General features: G+C 43.1%; 20 protein-coding genes. 15 read left to right on the top strand and 5 right to left on the bottom strand.

Translation table 11 applies throughout. The features are described 5' to 3' along the window. Position 1: 1 nt before the first annotated feature. The 4 genes from CBI31_RS09620 to CBI31_RS09605 all read left to right on the top strand — a co-directional run bounded on the left by CBI31_RS09620 (position 2) and on the right by CBI31_RS09605 (position 4,743). The gene (locus CBI31_RS09620) at positions 2-1,075 is read left to right on the top strand and encodes an iron-containing alcohol dehydrogenase (RefSeq protein ID WP_088526183.1); all 1,074 of its coding nucleotides are present in this window, start codon (positions 2-4) and stop codon (positions 1,073-1,075) included. Continuing rightward, positions 1,065-2,213: a TIGR03364 family FAD-dependent oxidoreductase gene (locus CBI31_RS09615; protein WP_088526182.1), complete on the top strand. Its 1,149-nt coding sequence runs from the start codon at positions 1,065-1,067 to the stop codon at positions 2,211-2,213. Before CBI31_RS09620 ends, CBI31_RS09615 begins: the two co-directional genes overlap by 11 nt. 2 nt (positions 2,214-2,215) lie before the next feature. Beyond that, positions 2,216-3,037 (top strand): phosphonoacetaldehyde hydrolase, encoded by an 822-nt coding sequence (gene phnX, locus CBI31_RS09610; protein ID WP_088526181.1) that lies wholly within the window; start codon positions 2,216-2,218, stop codon positions 3,035-3,037. A 368-nt stretch (positions 3,038-3,405) separates the two neighbouring features. Beyond that, entirely contained in the window at positions 3,406-4,743 is a 1,338-nt protein-coding gene (locus CBI31_RS09605) for an NAD(P)/FAD-dependent oxidoreductase (RefSeq protein ID WP_240553911.1), read from the top strand. Between the two features lie 55 nt (positions 4,744-4,798). Here the strand turns inward: CBI31_RS09605 and CBI31_RS09600 are convergent, their stop codons facing one another. Beyond that, positions 4,799-5,434 (bottom strand): 2-hydroxychromene-2-carboxylate isomerase, encoded by a 636-nt coding sequence (locus CBI31_RS09600; RefSeq protein ID WP_088526179.1) that lies wholly within the window; start codon positions 5,432-5,434, stop codon positions 4,799-4,801. A gap of 13 nt (positions 5,435-5,447) precedes the next feature. Then, positions 5,448-6,428, bottom strand: a complete 981-nt coding sequence (locus tag CBI31_RS09595) for a Bug family tripartite tricarboxylate transporter substrate binding protein (RefSeq protein ID WP_088526178.1) — start codon at positions 6,426-6,428, stop codon at positions 5,448-5,450. 329 nt (positions 6,429-6,757) lie between these two features. Here CBI31_RS09595 and CBI31_RS09590 point away from each other — a divergent pair, with 329 nt between their 5' ends. After that, positions 6,758-7,813: a malate/lactate/ureidoglycolate dehydrogenase gene (locus tag CBI31_RS09590; RefSeq protein WP_088526177.1), complete on the top strand. Its 1,056-nt coding sequence runs from the start codon at positions 6,758-6,760 to the stop codon at positions 7,811-7,813. A 139-nt stretch (positions 7,814-7,952) separates the two neighbouring features. Here CBI31_RS09590 and CBI31_RS09585 read toward each other — a convergent pair whose 3' ends face one another. After that, complete coding sequence (locus CBI31_RS09585) at positions 7,953-9,017, bottom strand: ABC transporter ATP-binding protein (protein WP_088526176.1); 1,065 nt, start codon at positions 9,015-9,017, stop codon at positions 7,953-7,955. Between the two features lie 68 nt (positions 9,018-9,085). Here CBI31_RS09585 and CBI31_RS09580 point away from each other — a divergent pair, with 68 nt between their 5' ends. The 3 genes from CBI31_RS09580 (at position 9,086) to CBI31_RS09570 (ending at position 13,601) form a co-directional block, all read left to right on the top strand. Beyond that, positions 9,086-10,651: an ABC transporter permease gene (locus CBI31_RS09580; protein WP_088526175.1), complete on the top strand. Its 1,566-nt coding sequence runs from the start codon at positions 9,086-9,088 to the stop codon at positions 10,649-10,651. Positions 10,652-10,759: 108 nt separating this feature from the next. Next, the gene (locus CBI31_RS09575; RefSeq protein WP_088526206.1) at positions 10,760-11,764 is read left to right on the top strand and encodes an extracellular solute-binding protein; all 1,005 of its coding nucleotides are present in this window, start codon (positions 10,760-10,762) and stop codon (positions 11,762-11,764) included. Between the two features lie 634 nt (positions 11,765-12,398). Beyond that, positions 12,399-13,601, top strand: a complete 1,203-nt coding sequence (locus CBI31_RS09570) for a caspase family protein (protein WP_161491202.1) — start codon at positions 12,399-12,401, stop codon at positions 13,599-13,601. A 53-nt stretch (positions 13,602-13,654) separates the two neighbouring features. Here the strand turns inward: CBI31_RS09570 and CBI31_RS09565 are convergent, their stop codons facing one another. After that, the gene (locus CBI31_RS09565) at positions 13,655-13,858 is read right to left on the bottom strand and encodes a hypothetical protein (protein WP_088526173.1); all 204 of its coding nucleotides are present in this window, start codon (positions 13,856-13,858) and stop codon (positions 13,655-13,657) included. A 7-nt stretch (positions 13,859-13,865) separates the two neighbouring features. After that, positions 13,866-14,405, bottom strand: coding sequence for a dihydroneopterin aldolase (locus CBI31_RS09560; protein WP_088526172.1), 540 nt, complete (start codon positions 14,403-14,405; stop codon positions 13,866-13,868). Positions 14,406-14,549: 144 nt separating this feature from the next. Here CBI31_RS09560 and CBI31_RS09555 point away from each other — a divergent pair, with 144 nt between their 5' ends. From CBI31_RS09555 to CBI31_RS09530, 7 genes are all read left to right on the top strand, one after another. Beyond that, positions 14,550-14,918 (top strand): phosphate-starvation-inducible protein PsiE, encoded by a 369-nt coding sequence (locus CBI31_RS09555; RefSeq protein WP_088526171.1) that lies wholly within the window; start codon positions 14,550-14,552, stop codon positions 14,916-14,918. 124 nt (positions 14,919-15,042) lie between these two features. Further along, positions 15,043-15,240, top strand: coding sequence for a hypothetical protein (locus CBI31_RS10365; RefSeq protein ID WP_161491201.1), 198 nt, complete (start codon positions 15,043-15,045; stop codon positions 15,238-15,240). Next, on the top strand, positions 15,227-15,886 hold the full coding sequence (locus CBI31_RS09550) for a class I SAM-dependent methyltransferase (RefSeq protein ID WP_161491200.1): 660 nt from the start codon (positions 15,227-15,229) through the stop codon (positions 15,884-15,886). Before CBI31_RS10365 ends, CBI31_RS09550 begins: the two co-directional genes overlap by 14 nt. An 11-nt stretch (positions 15,887-15,897) precedes the next feature. Further along, positions 15,898-17,250, top strand: a complete 1,353-nt coding sequence (locus CBI31_RS09545; protein ID WP_088526169.1) for an APC family permease — start codon at positions 15,898-15,900, stop codon at positions 17,248-17,250. Positions 17,251-17,303: 53 nt separating this feature from the next. Then, entirely contained in the window at positions 17,304-17,987 is a 684-nt protein-coding gene (locus CBI31_RS09540; RefSeq protein ID WP_088526168.1) for a haloacid dehalogenase type II, read from the top strand. 95 nt (positions 17,988-18,082) lie between these two features. After that, the gene (locus CBI31_RS09535) at positions 18,083-19,507 is read left to right on the top strand and encodes an amidase (RefSeq protein WP_088526167.1); all 1,425 of its coding nucleotides are present in this window, start codon (positions 18,083-18,085) and stop codon (positions 19,505-19,507) included. A 58-nt stretch (positions 19,508-19,565) separates the two neighbouring features. Next, complete coding sequence (locus CBI31_RS09530) at positions 19,566-20,534, top strand: Bug family tripartite tricarboxylate transporter substrate binding protein (RefSeq protein ID WP_088526166.1); 969 nt, start codon at positions 19,566-19,568, stop codon at positions 20,532-20,534.

Here is a 20,534-nt window from a genome sequence, read left to right as displayed (position 1 = left end):
AATGCCTAAGCCCAGTATTTATTTCGGTGCCGGGTCAATTCTAGAGCTGGCCAATCTGTATCCAGATCGCGGATTTCATATTCTACGAATTCCAGAAATTTCTAACGAAGAGTTAAAAAAAATACGCTCTTCTTTACAAGGTAGGATCCTTTCTGAAACTATCTACCAAAAGGGGATGCCAGATATTGCGAGCATTCAAGAACTTCACGAAGATTTTTGGAGTCGAGCCCATTTAGAAAAATCTGCATTACTAGGAATTGGTGGTGGCAGCGTCATGGATGCAGCCAAAGTGCTACGCTTTAAGCCTGATGGATGCGCTTGGTTGAGTAAACACCTAGATACAAAAATAGAAGATGAATCCTTACCTAAAATACCTTTATTGCTCGCTGCAACAACCGCCGGAACAGGTAGTGAGGTCACGCCAACTGCTACTATGTGGGACTTTACAAGGCAGCGTAAACATTCATTTTTTGGATCTGAAGTTTTTGCTGATGTAGCGATTGTTGATCCTCGCCTATGTCTTGGAGCTCCGTGGGTCATTTCCCGCGATTCCGCAATCGATGCTCTTTCACACGCTTTAGAGGCAATTTGGAATAGAAATAGAACACAAGAAACAACCAATCTTGCCATTTTTGCAGCAAAAAAAATCTGCCATTATTTGCCACTGATTCAAAATGATTTAGATAATCTTCAATTACGTGAACAGCTTTCAGAGGCTGCCTTATCTGCTGGTTTAGCAATGGCAAAAACCCAAACAGCGCTCGTTCATGCCTTGTCTTATGCTGAAACGGCCAAGAGTCAACGAAGTCATGGGCAATCATGCGCCTATTGGTTGCCTTACGTGTGGCAATTGTTAATTAAAAGTGATTGTGATCCAATCATATTGATTAGCCTGGAGCGGGCTCTAGGGCAATATTTTTCAAATCCCACAGCAATGTTTCAATGGTTACTTGCGCTAGGATTTTCAGCATATCCACCACTAGAGTGTGATAAAACGGTGGAAGAGCAGGTAGGTTCAGTGAGGCTTTCTGCTCGAGGAAAAAATTTTGCAGGATTTAGAATCAATGGCAAATAAAAATTACGACCTACTGGTAGTGGGCGCTGGCATTGTGGGCTTAGCCCACGCTTATGAAGCTCAAAAGAGAGGTTTATCTGTAGCCATTGTTGAACAAAATACACGCTGTACAGGGGCCTCTATCCGAAATTTTGGTTTTATTACGGTTTCAGGACAGGGTGCTCAGGACACATGGCGAAGGGCAGTTTATTCAGCGCAAGTATGGAGAGAATTGGCTTCCTTGGCGGAGATCAAAATACTGCATGAAGGCACTTGGATTTTATGTGAGCGTCCCGAGGCGGTTGAGGTTGCAAAAGCCTTTCTTCAAAGCCCTATGGGAACAGATTGCAAATACTATCCTCGGGCGAGCTATCTAGAGTTGGAAGCTCTTGGCTTTAAAAACATTCATAACCTGAATTTAAAAAATTCTCTTGGTCTTCTCTATAGCCCCCATGAATTTAGGGTGGAATCTAGAGAAGCAATTCCCCAATTAGCAAATTATTTACAAAATACTATAGGCGTAGATTTTTATTGGGAGACTGAGGTCTTATCCATCGATGGATCATCTGTTCACACCTCAAATAATCGATTGGATACTCAAAGAATTGTGGTCTGTCCCGGGGCTGAATTGTCGGGGATAGCCAAGCCTTATATTGAAAAATATGATTTGAAGCTATGCACGCTCCAAATGCTCAGAATTAAAGTGCAGGACGGCTTCATCCTTCCGGGTAGCGTGATGACCGATAACAGTTTAGCTAGATACTTGGGGTGGTCAGAATTGCCTGAAGCCAAGGCTCTTAAAGAGCGTATCGCAATAGAGATGCCTGAATATGTTGAGAATGGTATTCATTTGATTGTGGTGCAAAGTGCGGATGGTAGCCTAGTAGTTGGAGATTCGCACCACTATGGCTCTTCAGAAAATGTATTTGCCAGTGACAAAATTGAACAACTGATTATTGAGTTGATGTATCGGGTTTTAAGTATCACTGAGCACACAGTGATTGAGCGTTGGACGGGCGTCTATCCATCCTCCAGTACATACGATGCATTGATTGAAAAAGTATCTCCAGAATTGAGAGTCGCCATAGTCAGTAGTGGAACAGGGGCAAGCACAGCTTTTGGGCTTGCAAAAGATAATTTTGATGAATGGTTAGGGTGATAATGAAAACTTGGGTGAAGGCAGTTATTTTTGATTGGGCTGGCACGACAGTCGATTATGGCAGTAGAGCTCCTATGGGCGCTTTCGTCAAATTGTTCCAATCTGAAGGTATTAAAATGACTATTGCCCAAGCCCGCATTCCGATGGGTATTAATAAGTGGGACCATATCAACGCACTTTTAAGTCTCCCAGAAATTCAAACTCAATGGCTTAAGATTCACGGAAAATCGCATACTGATGTTGATGTTGATCGACTGCTAGATATTTTTGTTCCGATGAATAAGGTAAGCATCCTAGAGTGTGGTCAATTAATTCCAGGAGTAGCAGCACTAGCCAAAGCATTGCGTGAGCGTGACATTAAAATTGGCTCAACAACTGGATATACCAGAGAGCTCTTAGATTTATTGTTACCAATAGCTAAAGAACAAGGGTATGAAGTTGATGTCTTCTCTTATTCAGGAGATACCACACTGGGTCGACCATCAGCTCAAATGATGATTAAATGCGCCAGACAGCTAGGTTTGGAAAATCCGCTTTCATTCATTAAGGTAGATGATACCCAGCCAGGGATTGAAGAGGGTAAGTCATTCGGCTGCTGGACTGTTGGCGTCGCAGTTAGTGGAAATACCCTTGGTCTTTCTCTTGAGGAGTTAGAGGCATTTCCAGTCGATGAAGCTGATCGCCTGAAAAATGTAGCGAGAGTGAATATGCAAGAAATGCAGCCTGATTTCGTGATTGATTCCGTTGCAGATTTATTGCCCGTGATCGATGAAATTAATAAACGCTTAGATTTAGGCCAAAAGCCTAATTCTTACAATATCTAGATGGATTGAGAAGGTAACCCCCTGAATTTTGATTCGGGGGGGTTATTTTGCAGTTAGTTATTTTGGGGATGTTTGCTTTCTAATTTGTCGGTTTACCCGACAAATTCCACGCCTGACCATTTGACCGCCTGCAGATGCCACGTCAGATCCAGTGAATTCCACTCCGCGCCACGGTTCTCGGTGCCTATGCCACACAAAAAATAAGCACCTTAAAACCATTGTTTAACTAGTTGTTTCGGCTCATTTTTCCAGCTTCTAAGGCGTAGGTCGCACGTTCGAATCGTGCTGGGCAGGCCAAATTACTGGACATACCATTTAGATATAAAGATAGTGTTTAAATAGAGGTTCGAAAGTTTTGAGGTATGCGCGTGAGTCAGGTTCATAAGATCGTCATAGTAGGGGGTGGTGCTGGGGGCTTGGAGCTTGCCACTAAGTTGGGCAACCGCTATGGTTCTGCAAACCCTGGGTCACAAAAAATCAGTATCACTTTGGTGGACAAGAATCGTACCCATATCTGGAAGCCTAAACTCCATGAAGTAGCTGCAGGCATTATGGATCTTGCCGATCAAGAATTAGACTACATTGCTCAAGCCCATTGGCATCACTTTGCCTTTCGGATTGGTGAGCTGATCGATATTGATCGAGAGAAGAAAGAAATTCGGATTGGACCATTTTTAGATGACATGGGCCAATCGGTAACGCCAGAACGTTTGATTCCTTATGACACCTTGATTATTGCGATTGGTAGCTTAACCAATGATTTTGGTACGCCAGGTGTAGAAAAGTATGCTCAGCGCTTAGAGTCGCTAGCCGATGCAAAGCGTTTTCATTTGCGCATGATTAATGCCTGCCTTAGAGCTGAATCCCAGCATGCTCCTTTGGCATTAAATCAATTGAAGGTGGCCATTATTGGCGCTGGCGCAACGGGTGTAGAGCTTGCTGCAGAATTACATCGCACAACGCGTCAGGTGATTTCATACGGCATGGATCGCGTGAATCCTGACAAGGATCTGAAGGTGATTCTCATCGAGGCTGCGCCACGAATATTGCCAGCCCTACCAGAAAGAGTATCAGCTGCGGCGCAAACGCTGCTAGCGGATCTTGGGGTAGAGGTGATTACTGGCGCAAAGGTGGAAGAGGTCTTTTTAGATAAGTTGCGGCTGGCTGATGGAATCGAGATTCCTGCAGAATTAATTGTTTGGGCTGCTGGTGTGAAGGCGCCTGATTTTTTACATGAAATTGGGGGCTTAGAAAGCAACCGTGCAAATCAATTGGTAGTGTTGCCAACGCTACAAACCACGCGTGATTCCCATATCTTTGCAATGGGTGATTGCGCTGCCTGCCCTTGGCCAGAAGCAAACGGGGGAAAAGGAGGAATTGTTCCTCCACGTGCTCAAGCAGCACATCAACAAGCCTCCCATTTATTTGCTCAAATTGAAAACATTGTTCAAGGTAAGCCTTTAAAAGCCTATCGATACCGCGATTTTGGCTCGTTGGTTTCATTAGGTAAATTTAGTAGCGTTGGCAGTATGATGGGAGGATTGATTGGTGGCAGCCTCATGATCGATGGCTTTTTTGCTAAGATCATGTACCTGAGCTTGTACAAACTACATCAACTGGCCTTGCATGGATGGGTCAAAGTCATACTCGACACAATCAGTCGCTTAATTCATCGCAGAACTGATTCGATTGTGAAGCTTCATTAAAGCCAATTCATCTAAGGCGTAGATGGCACGTTCGAATCGTGCTGGGCAGGCCAGATTAGCTAATTACTTTAAAAGGAATTGGATCTCGATTTGACCTAATGGCTTCTTCTAGCAAGTCCAATCGGTCCTGACCCCAAAATGGCTCATCTCTATAAAAGAAGAAGGGCGTACCAAATACCTGTCTTTCAACTGCCTCTGCCGTCAGTCGGTTCACCTCAGCATCAATCGCTGGGCTAGTACTGTCTTTAAGGAGCTGCTCCCCATCTAAACCAGATTTATTTGCGACCTCTACCATCACCTTTGAATCTTTGATATCTAAATCATCAACCCAAAGAATTTTTAGGGCATTACGAATAAATTCTTGTACATCTAAATTTTGAGCCATAGCAGCAATTAACATGCGGTGACCAATCACTGGGTCAGATGGATGGTGTTTTGGCTTGAGTACCAATGGTATGTTGCGAGTAATTGCCCAGCGCTGCATTTCAACGAATCGATAGGCCTGTCTTTGAGGTGGTCGCTTTGAGACAGGTAATCCTCCGCTGACTGAGAATATTGCATGAAGATCAATAGGTTTATATGTGACCTCTAAATCATATTTTTTTACTAAAGCTTCAAATGCTTCATACCCAATATAGGTATAAAGCGAAATAAAGCTAAAGTAGAAATCTATTTTTCTTTTTGTAGTCATATCAATCTTTCACTCAGTCAACTTTTGCCCCAGAATCCCTCACTAATTTTGCCCATTTAGGTGCTTGAATGGTTAATTGCTTTGCTAGGTATTCAGGGGAGCTCGCAACAATTTCAAATCCTTGAGAAATTAATTGATCTTTGACCTCTGGCTGTTTCAAGGTTTGAACAATCTCTTTATTGAGTTTGTTAATAATAGCTTGGGGCGTACCTGCTGGAGCTAAAACGCCTTGCCAAGAGTTCAGGTCATAACCTGGTATACCCGCTTCAGCAATAGTAGGGATGTTAGGTGCGCCAGTAGATCTTTTTGCGGGACTAACCCCAAGGGCAGTCAGTTTGCCAGATCGAACATACTGCAGGGCTGCTGGTAGTGTTACGAACATGGCATCGACGTGTCCAGCTAGCAGGTCTGCAACACCGGGAGCGCCACCTTTGTAGGGCACATTGGTAAATTTAATATCAGCCATACTTTCTAATAATGCTCCAGCAAGATGACCTGGACTACCACTGCCAGCATTGGCTAAGGTAATTTTTCCTGGGTTCAGTCTTGCAACTTCAATGAGTGATCGTAGATTTTTAACGGGAAGCTTTGGCCCCACCAATAAAACTTGGGGTGCTGTGATTGCCATTGTGATGGGCGCAAACTGATCGAGTTTATATGGCGGGTTGCTATATAAAGCAGGGTTGATGAGAAGGCTATCCCAACCCAAAAGCAGTGTATAACCATCAGGCGCTGCCTTAGCAACATAGCCAAAAGCAATATTGCTTCCACCGCCGGCCATATTTTCAACCACAACCGCTTGACCTAATTTTTCAGAGACACCTTTTCCGATAGTGCGGGCTAAGGTATCTAGGCTTGCCCCAGCTGGTACTGGAACTATGATTTTGATTGACTTGCTAGGCCATGAATCCTGTGCAAAAAGGGGGCTGGATATAGCTAGAAGACTTAATACAAAGGCTATGTTTTTGAGGGTTTTATTGTGTGAGGTTTTCATTTGAATGCCAATAGCTAAATATGCAACATTAAACGGCACGAGATATATATCAAACGATTAAATAATTATCTCGTTAGAGTTTTTTGTATATATAGCGGGTATGGGTATATTTAAGGCGCAATTCTTTGACTTGTGCTCCTAAATCCCAGTTTTTTGGCACACGTTCGAGCCATGCTCTGCAGGTCAATTCATACTAGTTCATATAAATCCAGGCTGAGCCATGGCTAAATTGTGGTTTACCAGGGGTGACCTTATCTAAAGTTTAGATGACCTTGGGTAGGAAGCTAATGATCCATAATCTAAGATGAGAAACAATAAACTAGCTCACTATGCCAATCTTTCATGCTGAAGATTTAAAAACTAAAATTGCTCAAATTATTAGAGCTACTGGTAGCTCTGAGGTCGAGGCCTTGCGGGTTTGCACAAACTTGGTTGAGGCAAATTTAAAGGGGCATGATTCTCACGGTGCTGGAATGATTCCGCGTTATATCGAATCGTTTCAAGAGGGATCTTTACAGCCTAATCAAAGCATCAAGATAACAAGCGATCTAGGTAGCATGTTAGTGCTTGACGGGCAGAAAGGCTTTGGGCAAATTGTCGGCGAAGAAGCAATCGAGTTAGGGATTTCTAGGGCCAAAAAATTAGGTAGTTGTATTGTGTCCTTATCGCGTGCGCACCACTTGGGGCGTATTGGGCATTTCGCAGAGATGGCTGCAGCGGAGGGCTTAGTTTCAATTCACCTAGTAAATGTTATTTCTGCTCCAGTTGTAGCAGTTTGGGGTGGCGGCATAGGTAGACATGGTACCAATCCATTTTGTATTGGCGTGCCGATTGCTAATCGTGAGCCGTTTATTTTAGATTTTGCTACTAGCCGCTCTGCGCAAGGCAAGATGCGGGTTGCCCATAATGCGGGCAAACAAGTTAGTCCTGAGTTTTTGATCGATCAACAAGGCTTGCCCACCACCGATCCAAGCGTTGTTGTAAAGCCAGATGCTGCTGGTAATTTAGGAGCTTTAATGCCCTTTGGTGAACATAAAGGCTCGGGTTTAGCCATAGCCTGTGAATTGCTGGGGGGTGCATTAACTGGGAGCGGCACTTGGAAGCCGCCGAAAATAAAAAAACGGGCTATCTGGAATGGGATGCTATCGATTTTGATCAACCCCGTCAGCATGAGCTCAAAAGAGCAATTTGATTTAGAGACAAACTCATTTATTGATTGGGTATATCAAAGCCCAGCTAACGAGGCTGGTGTGCCGGTTATGCTAGCCGGCGAACCTGAACGAAAAATGATGAAACTTCGCTTGGCAGACGGCTTTGAGATTGATGATAAAACTTGGCAAGATATTTGTGAGACAGGGAAAAAAGTTGGGGTGAACTTAAATTAGGATTGCTCAAATCCAATCACCTTAAAACCATTGTTTTTGCTGTTGTTTTGATTCATTTTTAAAGCCTCCAAGGCTTAGTGCACGTTCGAATCGTGCTCTGCTGGCCAGACTCCTTGATCTATCTAAGAGGCTACTTGGGCTAAAAGGTAACCACGTGATCTAAGGCAAGTGTGATGCCGATCTTTTCACCTACTTCATGGTTGTGATGGCTTGGTACGAGGGCCAATACTTCTACACCAGATTGTAGTTTTAGGGTGTATAAAAAATCTGCACCCCTAAATGTTTTAGCAACTACTTCTGCTTGCATGGGGCTATGGTCATCGTGCTGAATATCATCTGCCCGGATGAGCACGTCTATTTCTTTACCAATTTCTATATTGTGACCCTGATCCAATGGAATTTCGCCAATTTCAATCTTGACTCGGTTGTCAGCCAGAACTGTACCTTTAACAAATACACCACGACCAATAAAGTCTGCCACATATCGAGTGGCTGGCTTGTGATATAGATCATAGGGCGCATCCCATTGAAGTATTTTGCCATTTGTCATTACACCCACTTTGTCGGCAATTGCAAATGCTTCAGTTTGATCATGTGTCACTAATAGAGCAGAAATATGATTTGCCTTAAGAATGTCGCGCATCTCAAATGCGAGGCGCTCTCGCAATTCAATATCCAAACTAGAAAATGGTTCATCCAGAAGAATGACATCAGGCTCGGGCGCCATTGCTCTGGCAAGCGAGACTCGTTGTTGTTGACCGCCACTCAGTTCATGTGGATATGCTTTAGCTTTATCAGAAAGGGAAACTTTACTAAGCCAATCCATCGCAACAGTAGTCCTTTGTTGGCTAGAAAGATGTTGCAATCCAAAGCTGACATTTTCCAGTGCGTTAAGATGGGGAAAGAGAGCAAAGTCTTGAAAGACCATGCCAATGCGTCTTTCGCCTGGCGGCAGAGTCATCGATGGAGAGCTCACTAGCTTGTTTCTGAGGTATATCTCCCCCGATTTGAGTGGTTCAAAACCACAGATCGCCCTAAGAACAGTAGACTTTCCACATCCAGAGGATCCAAGCAGACAACCAATCTCACCAGCCATGAGATCAAGATTCAGGTTTTTAACTGCAATGACCTTATCATTACCATCCTGGCTAGGGTAGGTTATTTCAAGTCCTTTTATGGAAAGTAGTGCGTGTTCAGATTTCATTACTATAATTTTCTCACTAGTGCTGATAGTTTAGTGCCTAGTGAGAGTCTAAACGGATTGCCGAATTCATGAAACCTTTTGTGGTTCCCCTTGCCCTGTTTCTATTTTTGCCTCTATTTGGCTTAGTAGTGCCATTCTTTTCCCCAGCAGGCGAGGGTCTTGATGTACTGGCTAGTAGTACTCTGAGTCATTTATGGAACTTTGTTCTAGGCGAATATATTGTCACAACCTTGATATTGATTTTTGGTGTTGGGATAGGGGTATTTGTTCTAGGGGTAGGCAATGCTTGGATTGTTGCAAGTTACGACTTCCCTGGAAAAAAAATATATGAGTGGGCTTTAATTCTTCCATTGGCTATACCCACTTATGTGATGGCTTATCTTTTTGTAGATCTCCTTCAATTTTCCGGCCCCATCCAGACAGCACTGCGCATTTTTCTTGGTGTCGATGTCTTATGGTATTTCCCTGACCCGAGATCTATGGCCGGCGCTATTTGGTCCTTTTCATTTTGTCTATTTCCTTACGTTTATCTCATTACCCGTACTGCATTTTTAGAGCGTAGTCGACGTCTGATTGAGGTTTCTGAAACACTTGGCTATAGCCCATTGCAAGGATTTATGCATCTAGTGCTGCCGATGGCTAGACCCGCTATTTTTGCCGGCATGGCTTTAGCGTTAATGGAGGTCTTAGCTGATTTTGGTGCGGTTTCTTACTTTGGTGTCCAGACTTTTGCTACTGGTATTTTCAAAGCCTGGCTTTCTTTTGGCGATCGCTTGGCTGCAGTTCAATTAGCTTTAGGGCTGTTAAGTTTTGTTTTACTCATCTTCTTTGTAGAGCAAAGTAGCCGCTCAAAGTTGCGCTATTCTTCGTCCTCTCAGAGCAAGACAGTTACAAAGCGTCTAGATGGTAAGAAGGCTTTTTTTGCTTTTGCATTTTGTGGCGCAACGATACTGTGCGGATTTTTATTGCCCGCATTTGCACTCCTTCAACTTTTGTTTGAGCAGGGCCTCTCTGTAGATATTCGTTATTGGGGTTGGCTAGTTAACTCCTTATCAGTTTCTATGTTTACTGCCATAATTTCAGTAGCATTAGCGATTTTTTTCGCATACTCCGTGCGAATACATTCTCAATTGATTTGGGTCAACCGTTTACTTAGCTTTGGCTATGCATTGCCTGGCGCCATTCTGGCAATAGGCATTCTTTCTTTCTTGGAAATTTTTGGAATAGCTTGGTGGATGTCAGCTAGCCTTTTAATCTTGGTATATGCCTACTTAGTTCGTTTTTTATCGTCTAGCTTGCAAAGTGTTGAAGCGGGACTTTCTCGAATTACGCCATCAATGGATGGTTCAGCAGCTTTGCTTGGCCTTTCTAAACCGCAGATTCTTAGAAGGGTACATATACCTTTACTTAAACGCAGCCTATTGACGGCCGGTCTATTTGTCTTTGTAGATGTGATGAAAGAATTACCTGCCACACTACTTTTAAGACCGTTTAATTTTGATACTTTAGCTGTTGCTACCTACCAATTAGCCGCTGATGAACGTTTAGCCGAACTTGCCTTGCCTTCGTTAACCATTGTTTTCGTGGGTCTTTTCCCCGTTTTACTGCTCTCTAGGGTCATTTCCAAATCTTAATTGATAATCATTCGTATTTATGGTAAATTGAGTTTTACATCTTTTTACACGTACATATCGATGAACAAGCAACAGTACTTAAAGTTTTACAGCATCTCATTTTTACTTATGGCGCTCTGGCACATGGGTTTGGCTCAGGCAAGCGATAAAGAATTAAATCTATATTCCGCTCGTCATTACCAAACAGATGAAGCTCTCTACAGCAATTTCACTAAAAAGACCGGTATCAAAATTAATCGTATTGAAGCTGATGACAATGCTCTAGCAGAGAGAATCAAAAGCGAGGGTGCAAATAGCTCGGCTGATGTGATATTGATGGTGGATGCAGCAAGATTGTGGCGTGCTCAAATTGATGGTTTCTTTAAACCAATTCATTCAAAATATTTGGATAGTCGCATTCCAGCCAATTTACGATCTAAACCTGATGCAGAAGGGTCTACTTGGTTTGGATTTTCAACAAGAGCGCGTCTGGTTGTATATAACAAGGCTAAGATCAGTCAACAAGATGTTGATACTTATGAAAAGTTAGCAGAGCCCATCAATAAAGGCAAGGTATGTACGCGGTCCGGTACGCACCCATACATGCTGTCATTAATTGGTGCCATGATTGAGCGACGTGGTGAAGCGGCTACTGAAGAATGGGCCAAAGGAATGGTGGCTAATATGGCCAGACCACCAAGAGGTGGTGACACAGACCAAATCAAAGCAGTGGCTTCAGGTGAGTGTGGTGTGGCCCTGACGAATTCGTATTATTTAGTACGGCTTCTAAGATCTACTAAACCTGAAGATCAAGAGCTTGTATCTAAGATTGGTTTTGTTTGGCCAAATCAGAAAACAACTGGAACACATATCAATATTGCTGGTGGCGGTGTCGCTAAGAATGCACCTCATCCACAGGCGGCTATTCAGTTTTTAGAATATCTAGCAAGTGACTCAGCTCAAGAATATTTTGCAGACGGTAACAATGAGTGGCCAGTTGTCCAGTCAGTCAAGATTAATAATGACGGCTTAAAGCTTTTGGGACCATTTACGCCTGAAAATATTTCTGTTGCTGCCATTGGTAAAAATCAAATTGCAGCCCAAAGACTTCTGGATCGTGCCGGGTATAGATAATCTTCTTAACTTGTTTTAGCGCAATTTTTTAGCCTTTAAGGCGTAGGTTGCACGATCGAATCGTGCTGGGAAGACCCTTTTATCAGTATTTTTGGCTCCTTTATTGCGGTTCTAATAGCTCAAGAAATGCCATATTGGCGGCTTGATTGTCATGTAGCCTTGGTGGATAGAGCGCTACGGCATTGATTTTATGCAAAAGTCTTTAATTATCATTTTTATATAGTTAATATGATGACTATGCAGCCAACAATAAAAAAACTTTTTTTAATAACTCTCCTGATTTTTTAGCTCTGGCAGCATCTATGCGGCCTCTTGTTCCAGCTTTAAGACTGAAATTAGATACCCCGATGGATCTGTCGGTTGTTTGGAGGATTTACCCCTTGCAAAGGGTGCATTTCCAACGCTTGAAAATATTGTTTCGAAAATTGAACGGGCTAAATTTTATTCAATCGCTGTTTCGAAACTAGAAACGTGCAAAGCTGCATCCTTACAGATTTCGAATTTTGGTCTTATCAGTCGGGGGGATCTGGCACCTAAAACTAGCAAATTAGCTCTTGATGAATGTATGAATCAGGGTTGTGATTGTGAAACTGTGATAACCGATGGCACTGCGTTGTTCAATAAGGAAATCTTGATGTCTGGCAGGGGTCTTGAAACAAATACCGCTGACTTAAATAAGGCGATAGTGGCAGAAGAGAAGCAAATAAAGGAAGAGGTACTCAAGCAAGCCCAGCTTGAGCGTGATCAAAAGCAAGTACAAGAAAAGGTTCGTATTGCACAAGAGAAGAAGGTTATAGAAGAAAAGCGTTTACAGCTTGATCTGGCTAAAAATAGTACGGATGCAGATAAATCTAAGCTTGCTTTGGAGAAAGCTAAAGCCGAAGAGGCTAAGGCATTATCTCAACTGGCTAAGCTAGACGCCCTGGAGAAAGAAAAAATAGATTTACTTGCTAAGTTACAACAGGAAAAAGACTCTCGTGAAAAAGTAGTCAATCAACAAAGGCTTGAAGAAGAGAAAGTTGCTGCTTTGCGAAAAGAGCTTGAAAAAGAGATTCGAGCCAGCATCCAAAAAGAAGCCAATCTTTCTCAAGCTCAAACATCTAGCCCAAATAAGCTATCGCCGACTATCTATGCCAATCGTAAAGCTTTGGTGATTGGGAATGATTCATATTCAAAGGTAACGCCACTGGTGAATGCGCGAGAAGATGCTAGGGTCATGGCAGAAAGCCTCGCCTCGCTTGGTTATAACGTCTCGATGAAGTTGGATGTTACTCAAAAGCAATTTTTAGCTGAATTACGCAACTTTAAAAATCAAGTTAAAGCTGGTGATGAAGTAGCCCTGTTTTATGCTGGTCATGGAGTGCAGATTGCGTCAACCAATTACTTACTGCCGGTTGATATTCAAGGTCAAAGTGAAGAAGAGGTCAGAGATGATGCTATTTCTTTGCAGCGTCTTTTAGACGATATGGATGATAAAAAGGTCAAGTTCACTTTGGCAGTGATTGATGCCTGTCGCGACAATCCCTTTAAGGGCAGCACTCGCAGTGCCCTTGGTACACGTGGCTTGGCGCCGACAACTGCAGCTACGGGCCAAATGATTGTTTTCTCGGCTGGAACTGGACAGCAAGCCCTAGATAAAGTGGGCTCTAACGACAAGAGTAAAAACGGCTTATTTACTCGAATCTTTGTAAAAGAAATGCAAAAAGAAGGCCTCACTGTTGATCGAGTTGTGCGTAATGTTCGTAGCGAAGTTGTGTCAGTGGCAAAATCAGTAGGTCACAATCAAGTGCCTGCAATTTATGATCAGGTTGTTGGGGAATACTATTTTAAGCAGTAATAATTAGCGCGGTCATATTTACCGTCCTACCCCCATTTCAAACAAGAAAACTTCTACTGCCTTCTGCGTTTTTTCCAAGTGTACGGTTCACCATTTGGAAATTTACCGCTAGTGATGCCACCCGCTCCAAATTTGCCTGCGATCTCTAAATCATTAAACTTAATAGTGACAAACTCACCTAACTCCTTGGCCCATTGCATAGCTTCATCAAGCGTTTTAAATTCATATGTTTTAGAATGATGCTCTATTGTGATCACTTTAAGCCTAGCTATTTGAAGGGAATCTAAGCTTACTCAAGGTTAGAGAATCTACCGAAAGCCTTACCCCAAGCGATCCTGAATCTGCGCTTACTGGTAATTTTCTAAGGCCAATATCCACTGCCTTAATCTCTGAGTATTGTGCGCATGCCCCCACAATTCGGGTAATGAGTTTTTCCTGTGTTTCGTAATGACAATCTCCTGCAAGCTTATTAATCTCAATTATTAGGGGGTCGTAATCAAAAACCTTCTCCATAAGATCTTCTGATATCAAGACAAGTGTTGCATCAATCCAAAGCGTTAAATCTAAAAGGTGTTGTTTGGGAATGATTGCCCCTGGTCCATACGTACCGATTTGAGTTTGGAGTTTTAGGTCTCGCAGTTCAATTGATGCCAAAGACAGATCTAGGTGCGGGTCTTGACCTTTCTTCTTATGGTCCTTTTCTCGCTCCTTTCGAAGGTCGCGTAATTGCCACCATGCAAATAGCAACACCCCTCCGAAGACCAGCACCACTTCAAGCAAGATAACGGGTCCAAAGTTATCCATAAATGCTCCTTTTAGCCGATATCTTAATCATGAGGTGTCCTTGAAAGTATCGTTTTATATAAAGGGTTCATTACCCTTATGTAATTAAAGGGGTATATAAGCTAATATAACTATATATCTTCTCATGATAAAAAAGGGCAGCATATGAACGTAAAAAATATCATTGGCTTAGTTGAAAAACTATTTCTTATCATTATTGCGATATTTACTATTGCAGCGATGGGCCAAGAAATTTTTTCTCTCATCAATAATCGTCGTGTTGAACTACAGGATCTTTTGCTGATGTTTATTTATGCAGAGGTGCTCGGGATGCTTGCAGCCTTTTATTCTAGTCATCGTATTCCAATAACGATACCTTTATTTATTGCAATGACTGCATTAAGTCGATTAATTATTCTCCAGGGCAAAGATGGAAATCCTGCAATCTTACTTTATGAGAGTGGGGCCATTATCATGATTGCAGGGGCTTGCTGGATTATTAGTCGTGCGAATTCAGTGAAAGACAATGAGTAAGTGCAGATAATTAAAAAACATAATGCCTCGATAGACTGCTTGACTGCCTTTCAGCTAACATAACGATATTCTTAGCCTAAAGCGGGCTATGAAAATTCTCATATTTCTTTTTTACGGAAATCATATGAAGTACTTTAAAGTTTGTTTGATTGTTTTAAGCACCTCTTTTGCTCTCAATATATTTGCCCAAGGCATCTTAGAGGGAGGCGACGATAAATATCAGCCTCGAGTTGGTCAAGAGGGCAAAGATGTGGTTTGGGTCCCCACCACCAATGAATTACTCGCCATCATGTTACGAACTGGCCAAAGTGAATTCCACTGACTTAGTCTATGACCTTGGTTCTGGTGATGGCAGAATTGCGATTGCAGCTGCTAAAGATTTTGGCGCACGCGCTATTGGTATTGAGTTTAATCCAGAGATGGCGCAATTAGCCCAGCGTAATGTCGATCGTTCTGGTGTAGCTGATCGCGTGAAGATTATCAACGGGGATATCTTTGTAGAAGATTTTAGCAAGGCAACTGTAGTCACTATGTATTTATTGCCTGAGCTCAATATTGCCTTACGCCCCACTATATTAAAGATGAAGCCTGGTACTCGCGTAACATCGCACGCATTTAATATGGGCGATTGGGAGGCAGATGTTGAAATTGATAGTCCTTCAAAAGCCTTTTATTGGGTTGTTCCTGCTCAAGTGGCTGGAGAATGGGTAATTACAGGAATGGAGTCAGGTAAAACTATATTAAAACTATCTCAACATTATCAAAAAATTGGCGGTACGCTTCAAATTGGTAATGAATCGCAACCCCTGCTGAATCCTAAATTAGATGGGGCAACTCTGAGCTTTACCTACCTTGATCGTGACAAGAGCGCACATTTTGTGATGATGGCTGTTAATAATAATGAGCTCAAGGGTCTTTATAAAAGCAGGTCTTATAACGATAACGTGATTACAGGTAAGCGCCTTTAAGCTTTCAGCAGATGTCAGCCAATGACTCAGGGGCTTCGCCTCAGCGCTTACTCAGCCCACTAGGAGCTGTTGCCATTATTGTTGGCATCGTTATTGGTGCTGGCATCTTTAAAACCCCATCCATAGTGGCAGGGATCACTGGCGATGTCGGTTGGGCCCTGACAATTTGGGTGGGCGGGGCGATTATCTCCCTTGCTGGTGCGCTTTGTTACGCTGAATTGGCAACTCTATACCCTCATGCTGGCGGTGATTATCATTTTTTAACTCGGGCCTATGGAAAGAATATTTCTTTCTTGTACGGCTGGGCTAAAGCGATGGTAATTAATACGGGATCCATTGCATTGCTTGCCTTTGTCTTTGGTGATTACATGAGTAAGGTGATCTCTTTAGGGCCATTTTCAGATATCTATTGGGCTATTGTCATCATTGTTGTTCTGACTATCATTAATTTAGTTGGCATTGAAGCATCAGCAAACATACAAACTGCATTAACAGTTCTAGAAGTCTCTGGCCTACTAGCCATCATTGTTGCTGGCGTTGGTCTTTTTACTACACCAATTCCATCTGTTATCAACCCGCCACTATTTTCCAGTACACCGGAATTTGGCATGATGGGTCTAGCTATGGTTTTTGTTCTGCTTACCTTTGGCGGTTGGAATGAGTCTGCCTATATTTCAGCTGAGCTAAAAGGGAGCCTTCATACCATTGTGCGAGTGATTGTCTTCAGCCTTTTAATCATCTCGATTATTTACCTTTTAGTAAACATAGCACTATTTAATGGCCTAGGCTTGAAGCAACTGGCAACGAGTAAGGCAGCATCTGCTGATTTACTTGGCCTTGCTTTTGGTCCAATCGGAGAAAAGTTAATCGGTATTTTTGTAGCGGTTGCTGCTCTCACAAGTATTAATGCCACCATGATTGTTGGTGCCCGCACCAATTTTGCTATGGGCGAAGATTGGCATGGTCTTCGTAAAATGGCGCATTGGGAATCTTCTCGCGGTACTCCTCGTATTGCCTTTCTGGTGCAAAGTGTTATTTGTCTTGCCTTGGTTGGTTTTGGGGCTTTACAAAGTGACGGCTTTGAGGCGATGGTGGAGTTCACTGCGCCGGTATTTTGGAGTTTCTTATTCTTAGTCGGTATTAGCCTATTTATTTTGCGAGCGAAAGATCAGAAAACTCGAGTATTTTCTGTGCCGCTATATCCAATTACCCCATTGATATTCTGTATAGCATCTGCTTATTTAGCCTACTCTAGTTTTAGCTATGCCCATAGCAAAGGAGCGGTGTTGATTTCGCTATATGTAATGCTAGTGGGACTTGTGGCACTTCTGATTTTGCGTCTAAAGAAGTCTTTTGAAGATTAAACTGAACTCATCCCGCCCAATCTCACAGATCTTCTTACCTTCTGGACGTCAGCATGTATAAATTAATCGCATTTGATGCGTATGGCACATTGTTTGATGTGTATTCCATGAGTCAACTAGCGGAAGAGCTGTTCCCTGGCCATGGCCAAGCATTTTCTGTCATGTGGCGTGAGCGCCAAATTGAATACACCCGTCTTGTCACAATGAGTGACCCAAATCCTGCCGGCAGCAAACACTATCTTCCATTTTGGGAATTAACGATTCGCTCATTGCATTATGTTTGTAAGCGGATGGGATTAAATCTCACCCCTGAAAATGAGAAGAGGCTAATGGATCAGTATGCCAAGCTCACGGGTTTTGAAGATAGTCTAAGCGTTGTCAAAACAATCAAAGAAAAGGGGATCTTTACAGCAATTTTGTCTAACGGCAGTAGAGAGATGCTTTCTACGGTAGTACAGAGCAATGGCTTAGAGCCTTATCTCGACAAAGTCGTCACGATTGAGGATGTCCGTTTATTTAAGACTGCCCCACAAGCTTATGAGCTTTTGCTAAAAGCATTTCCAGTGCGAAAGGAAGAAATTCTGTTTGTATCTAGCAATGCTTGGGATGCTTTGGCGGCCAGATGGTATGGATTTGATGTATTTTGGGTCAATCGCCTTGGCCATCCATTTGAAGAGATTGGTGAAAAACCAAACTACGAAGGAACTTCACTTAGTAATGTTTTGGATGTGATCTAGAGGCCATGGAGCATCTTCAAATTGGCCCTGAACAGCCCAAAATGTAGTCGCATATACTACGTCAACAAGAAAAATAATGAGGGAGATCTTCTTAAATGTCACATGATGATTTATGTTTTCTATCTGCTACTGAGTTGGCCAAACTTATTCGATTAAAAAAGATCTCTTCTCAGCAGGTCATTCGTGCGCATCTAGACCAGATTGAGCGGCTTAACCCCACCTTAAATGCAATTGTTACTTTAACTGCTGATGCTGCAATGGAGCAGGCTGTCACTGCAGATCAAAAAATTGCAGCAAATGAATCTGTTGGTATTTTGCATGGGCTACCAGTTGCCCATAAAGACTTGTTTTTAACTCGTGGCGTGAGAACGACCTTTGGGTCTTTGGCCTATCAAGATTTTGTGCCTGATGTAGATTCTTTACCGGTCGAACGCTTAAAGAAAGCAGGTGCCATTAGCCTGGGCAAAACCAATACACCAGAATTTGGTGCTGGTAGCCAAACATTTAATGCAGTCTTTGGCTCTACGCCCAATCCATATGACTTAAGTAAGACCTGCGGAGGATCTTCTGGTGGGGGCGCTGTTGCTTTAGCTAGCGGCATGATTGCTTTGGCTGATGGAACTGATTTAGGCGGTTCATTACGCAATCCAGCGAGCTTTTGTAATCTCGTTGGAATACGGCCTTCTGTTGGCAGGGTACCTTCATGGCCGGAATCATTAGGCTGGCAAACCATGAGTGTGTCAGGCCCTATGGCACGCTCAGTACAGGATTTAGCTTTAGCCATGGCTGCAATGTCGGGGCCCGATGATCGCTCGCCTATTTCTTTAGAGGCGCCCGGAGAGATCTTTTTAAATCCTTTAGCCAGATCATTTAAAGGCTGTAAGGTGGCCTTTAGTGCAAATCTTGGGGGCTTACCCGTTGAGCCAGAAGTGGCTAGAGTAGTAGAGTCATCGCGCGCTGTTTTTCAGGAGATCGGTTGCGAAGTCATAAATGATGAGCCCAATATTGCCGAGGCAGATGAAATCTTCATGCTTTGGCGCGCCTGGAGAACAGAGTTGCGTATTACACCTTTATTAAAAGAGCATCGTGAGCAAATTAAAGATACGGTAATTTGGAATGCCGAGCAGGGCTTACCCATCACTGGCCCCCAATTAGCACGAGCAGAAGCTAAGCGCACCGAGCTCTATCACCGCATGCGAGAGTTCTTTCAGAAGTATGATTTTTTAATCTTGCCGGTATCCCAAGTGACGCCTTTTTCCATTGAGGAAGAGTACCCAGCGCAAGTGAACGGCGTCAAAATGAATACCTATATTGACTGGCAAAAGACGTGTTACCTGATTAGCGCTCTCGGAAACCCTGCGATTTCAGTGCCGGCAGGATTTACTGATAATGGGCTACCTGTAGGGATACAGATTGTGGGTCGGCATCGGGATGATTTCGGGATTTTGCAGTTAGCCCATGCTTTTGAGCAAAAAACGCTGTTTGCACAGAGGAAACCCCCTATATGCAAGCCCTTATAAGTCCATTAAAAATAGTCTCTAACTACACTAGTTGCTCATTAATTACAGGAGAGTAAGCATGCACCATATTTCACCATACGCTGCATTATTGTTCGGTTGCCTCACTTTTTTCTCTAGTTTTGCTAGCGCAGGACCTTATCCGGAAAAACCTATTCGTTTGGTTGTTCCTTACCCTCCAGGCGGGACTACCGATGTGCTAGCCAGAATTATTTCGCAAGGCTTAACCGAAAAATTAGGCGTTGCTGTCATTGTTGAAAACAAGCCAGGCGGCGGAAATAATATTGGTACTGAGTTTGTGATTAAATCACCGCCCGATGGCTACACCATGTTATTAACGAATCCGGCCAATGGCATTAACGCTTCTCTATACAAAAACTTATCGTTTAACTTTGTCAATGATGTTGCCCCGGTAGCGGGTATTGTGCGCACACCCAATGTGATGGTGGTTACCAATGGCATGCCAGTGAAGACCGTTGCGGAGTTTATTGAGTATTGCAAGACCAACCCTAGCAAAGTTAATATGGCTTCTTCTGGTAGTGGAACCTCAGTCCATTTGTCGGGCGAACTATTTAAATCGATGACGGGCTGCAAGATGACCCATATCCCTTATAAGGGAGCGGGCCCTGCCTTAAATGACCTCCTGGGTGGACAGGTGCAGGTTATTTTTGACAACTTGCCTTCATCTGCTGGTTTTATTAAAGACGGCAGAATTCGGGCGCTGGGAGTTACGTCAGTTGCGATTGAACCTTCATTGCCCAATGTACCAACGATTGCTGAAACAGTACCTGGATACGAGGCAACTGCTTGGTTTGGTCTTTCGATGCCCAAAGGATCTCCCCGCGAGGCAGTTGAAAAGGTTAATACTGCTATGAATCAATTACTAGCAGATCCTAAAATGCAAAGGCGATTAGCGGACTTGGGTGGCGTGCCGATCCCGGGAACGCCAGAAGATTTTGGAAGAACGATATCCAATGAAACCCAGAAATGGGAAAAAGTGGTGAAGGCTTCTGGCGCTACAGTAGATTAA

Origin of the sequence: Polynucleobacter campilacus (genome assembly GCF_002206625.1) — a bacterium.
GTDB lineage: Bacteria > Pseudomonadota > Gammaproteobacteria > Burkholderiales > Burkholderiaceae > Polynucleobacter > Polynucleobacter campilacus.
Note: the sequence above shows the minus strand (reverse complement) of the source record. Positions and strands in the feature narration are given on the sequence as shown.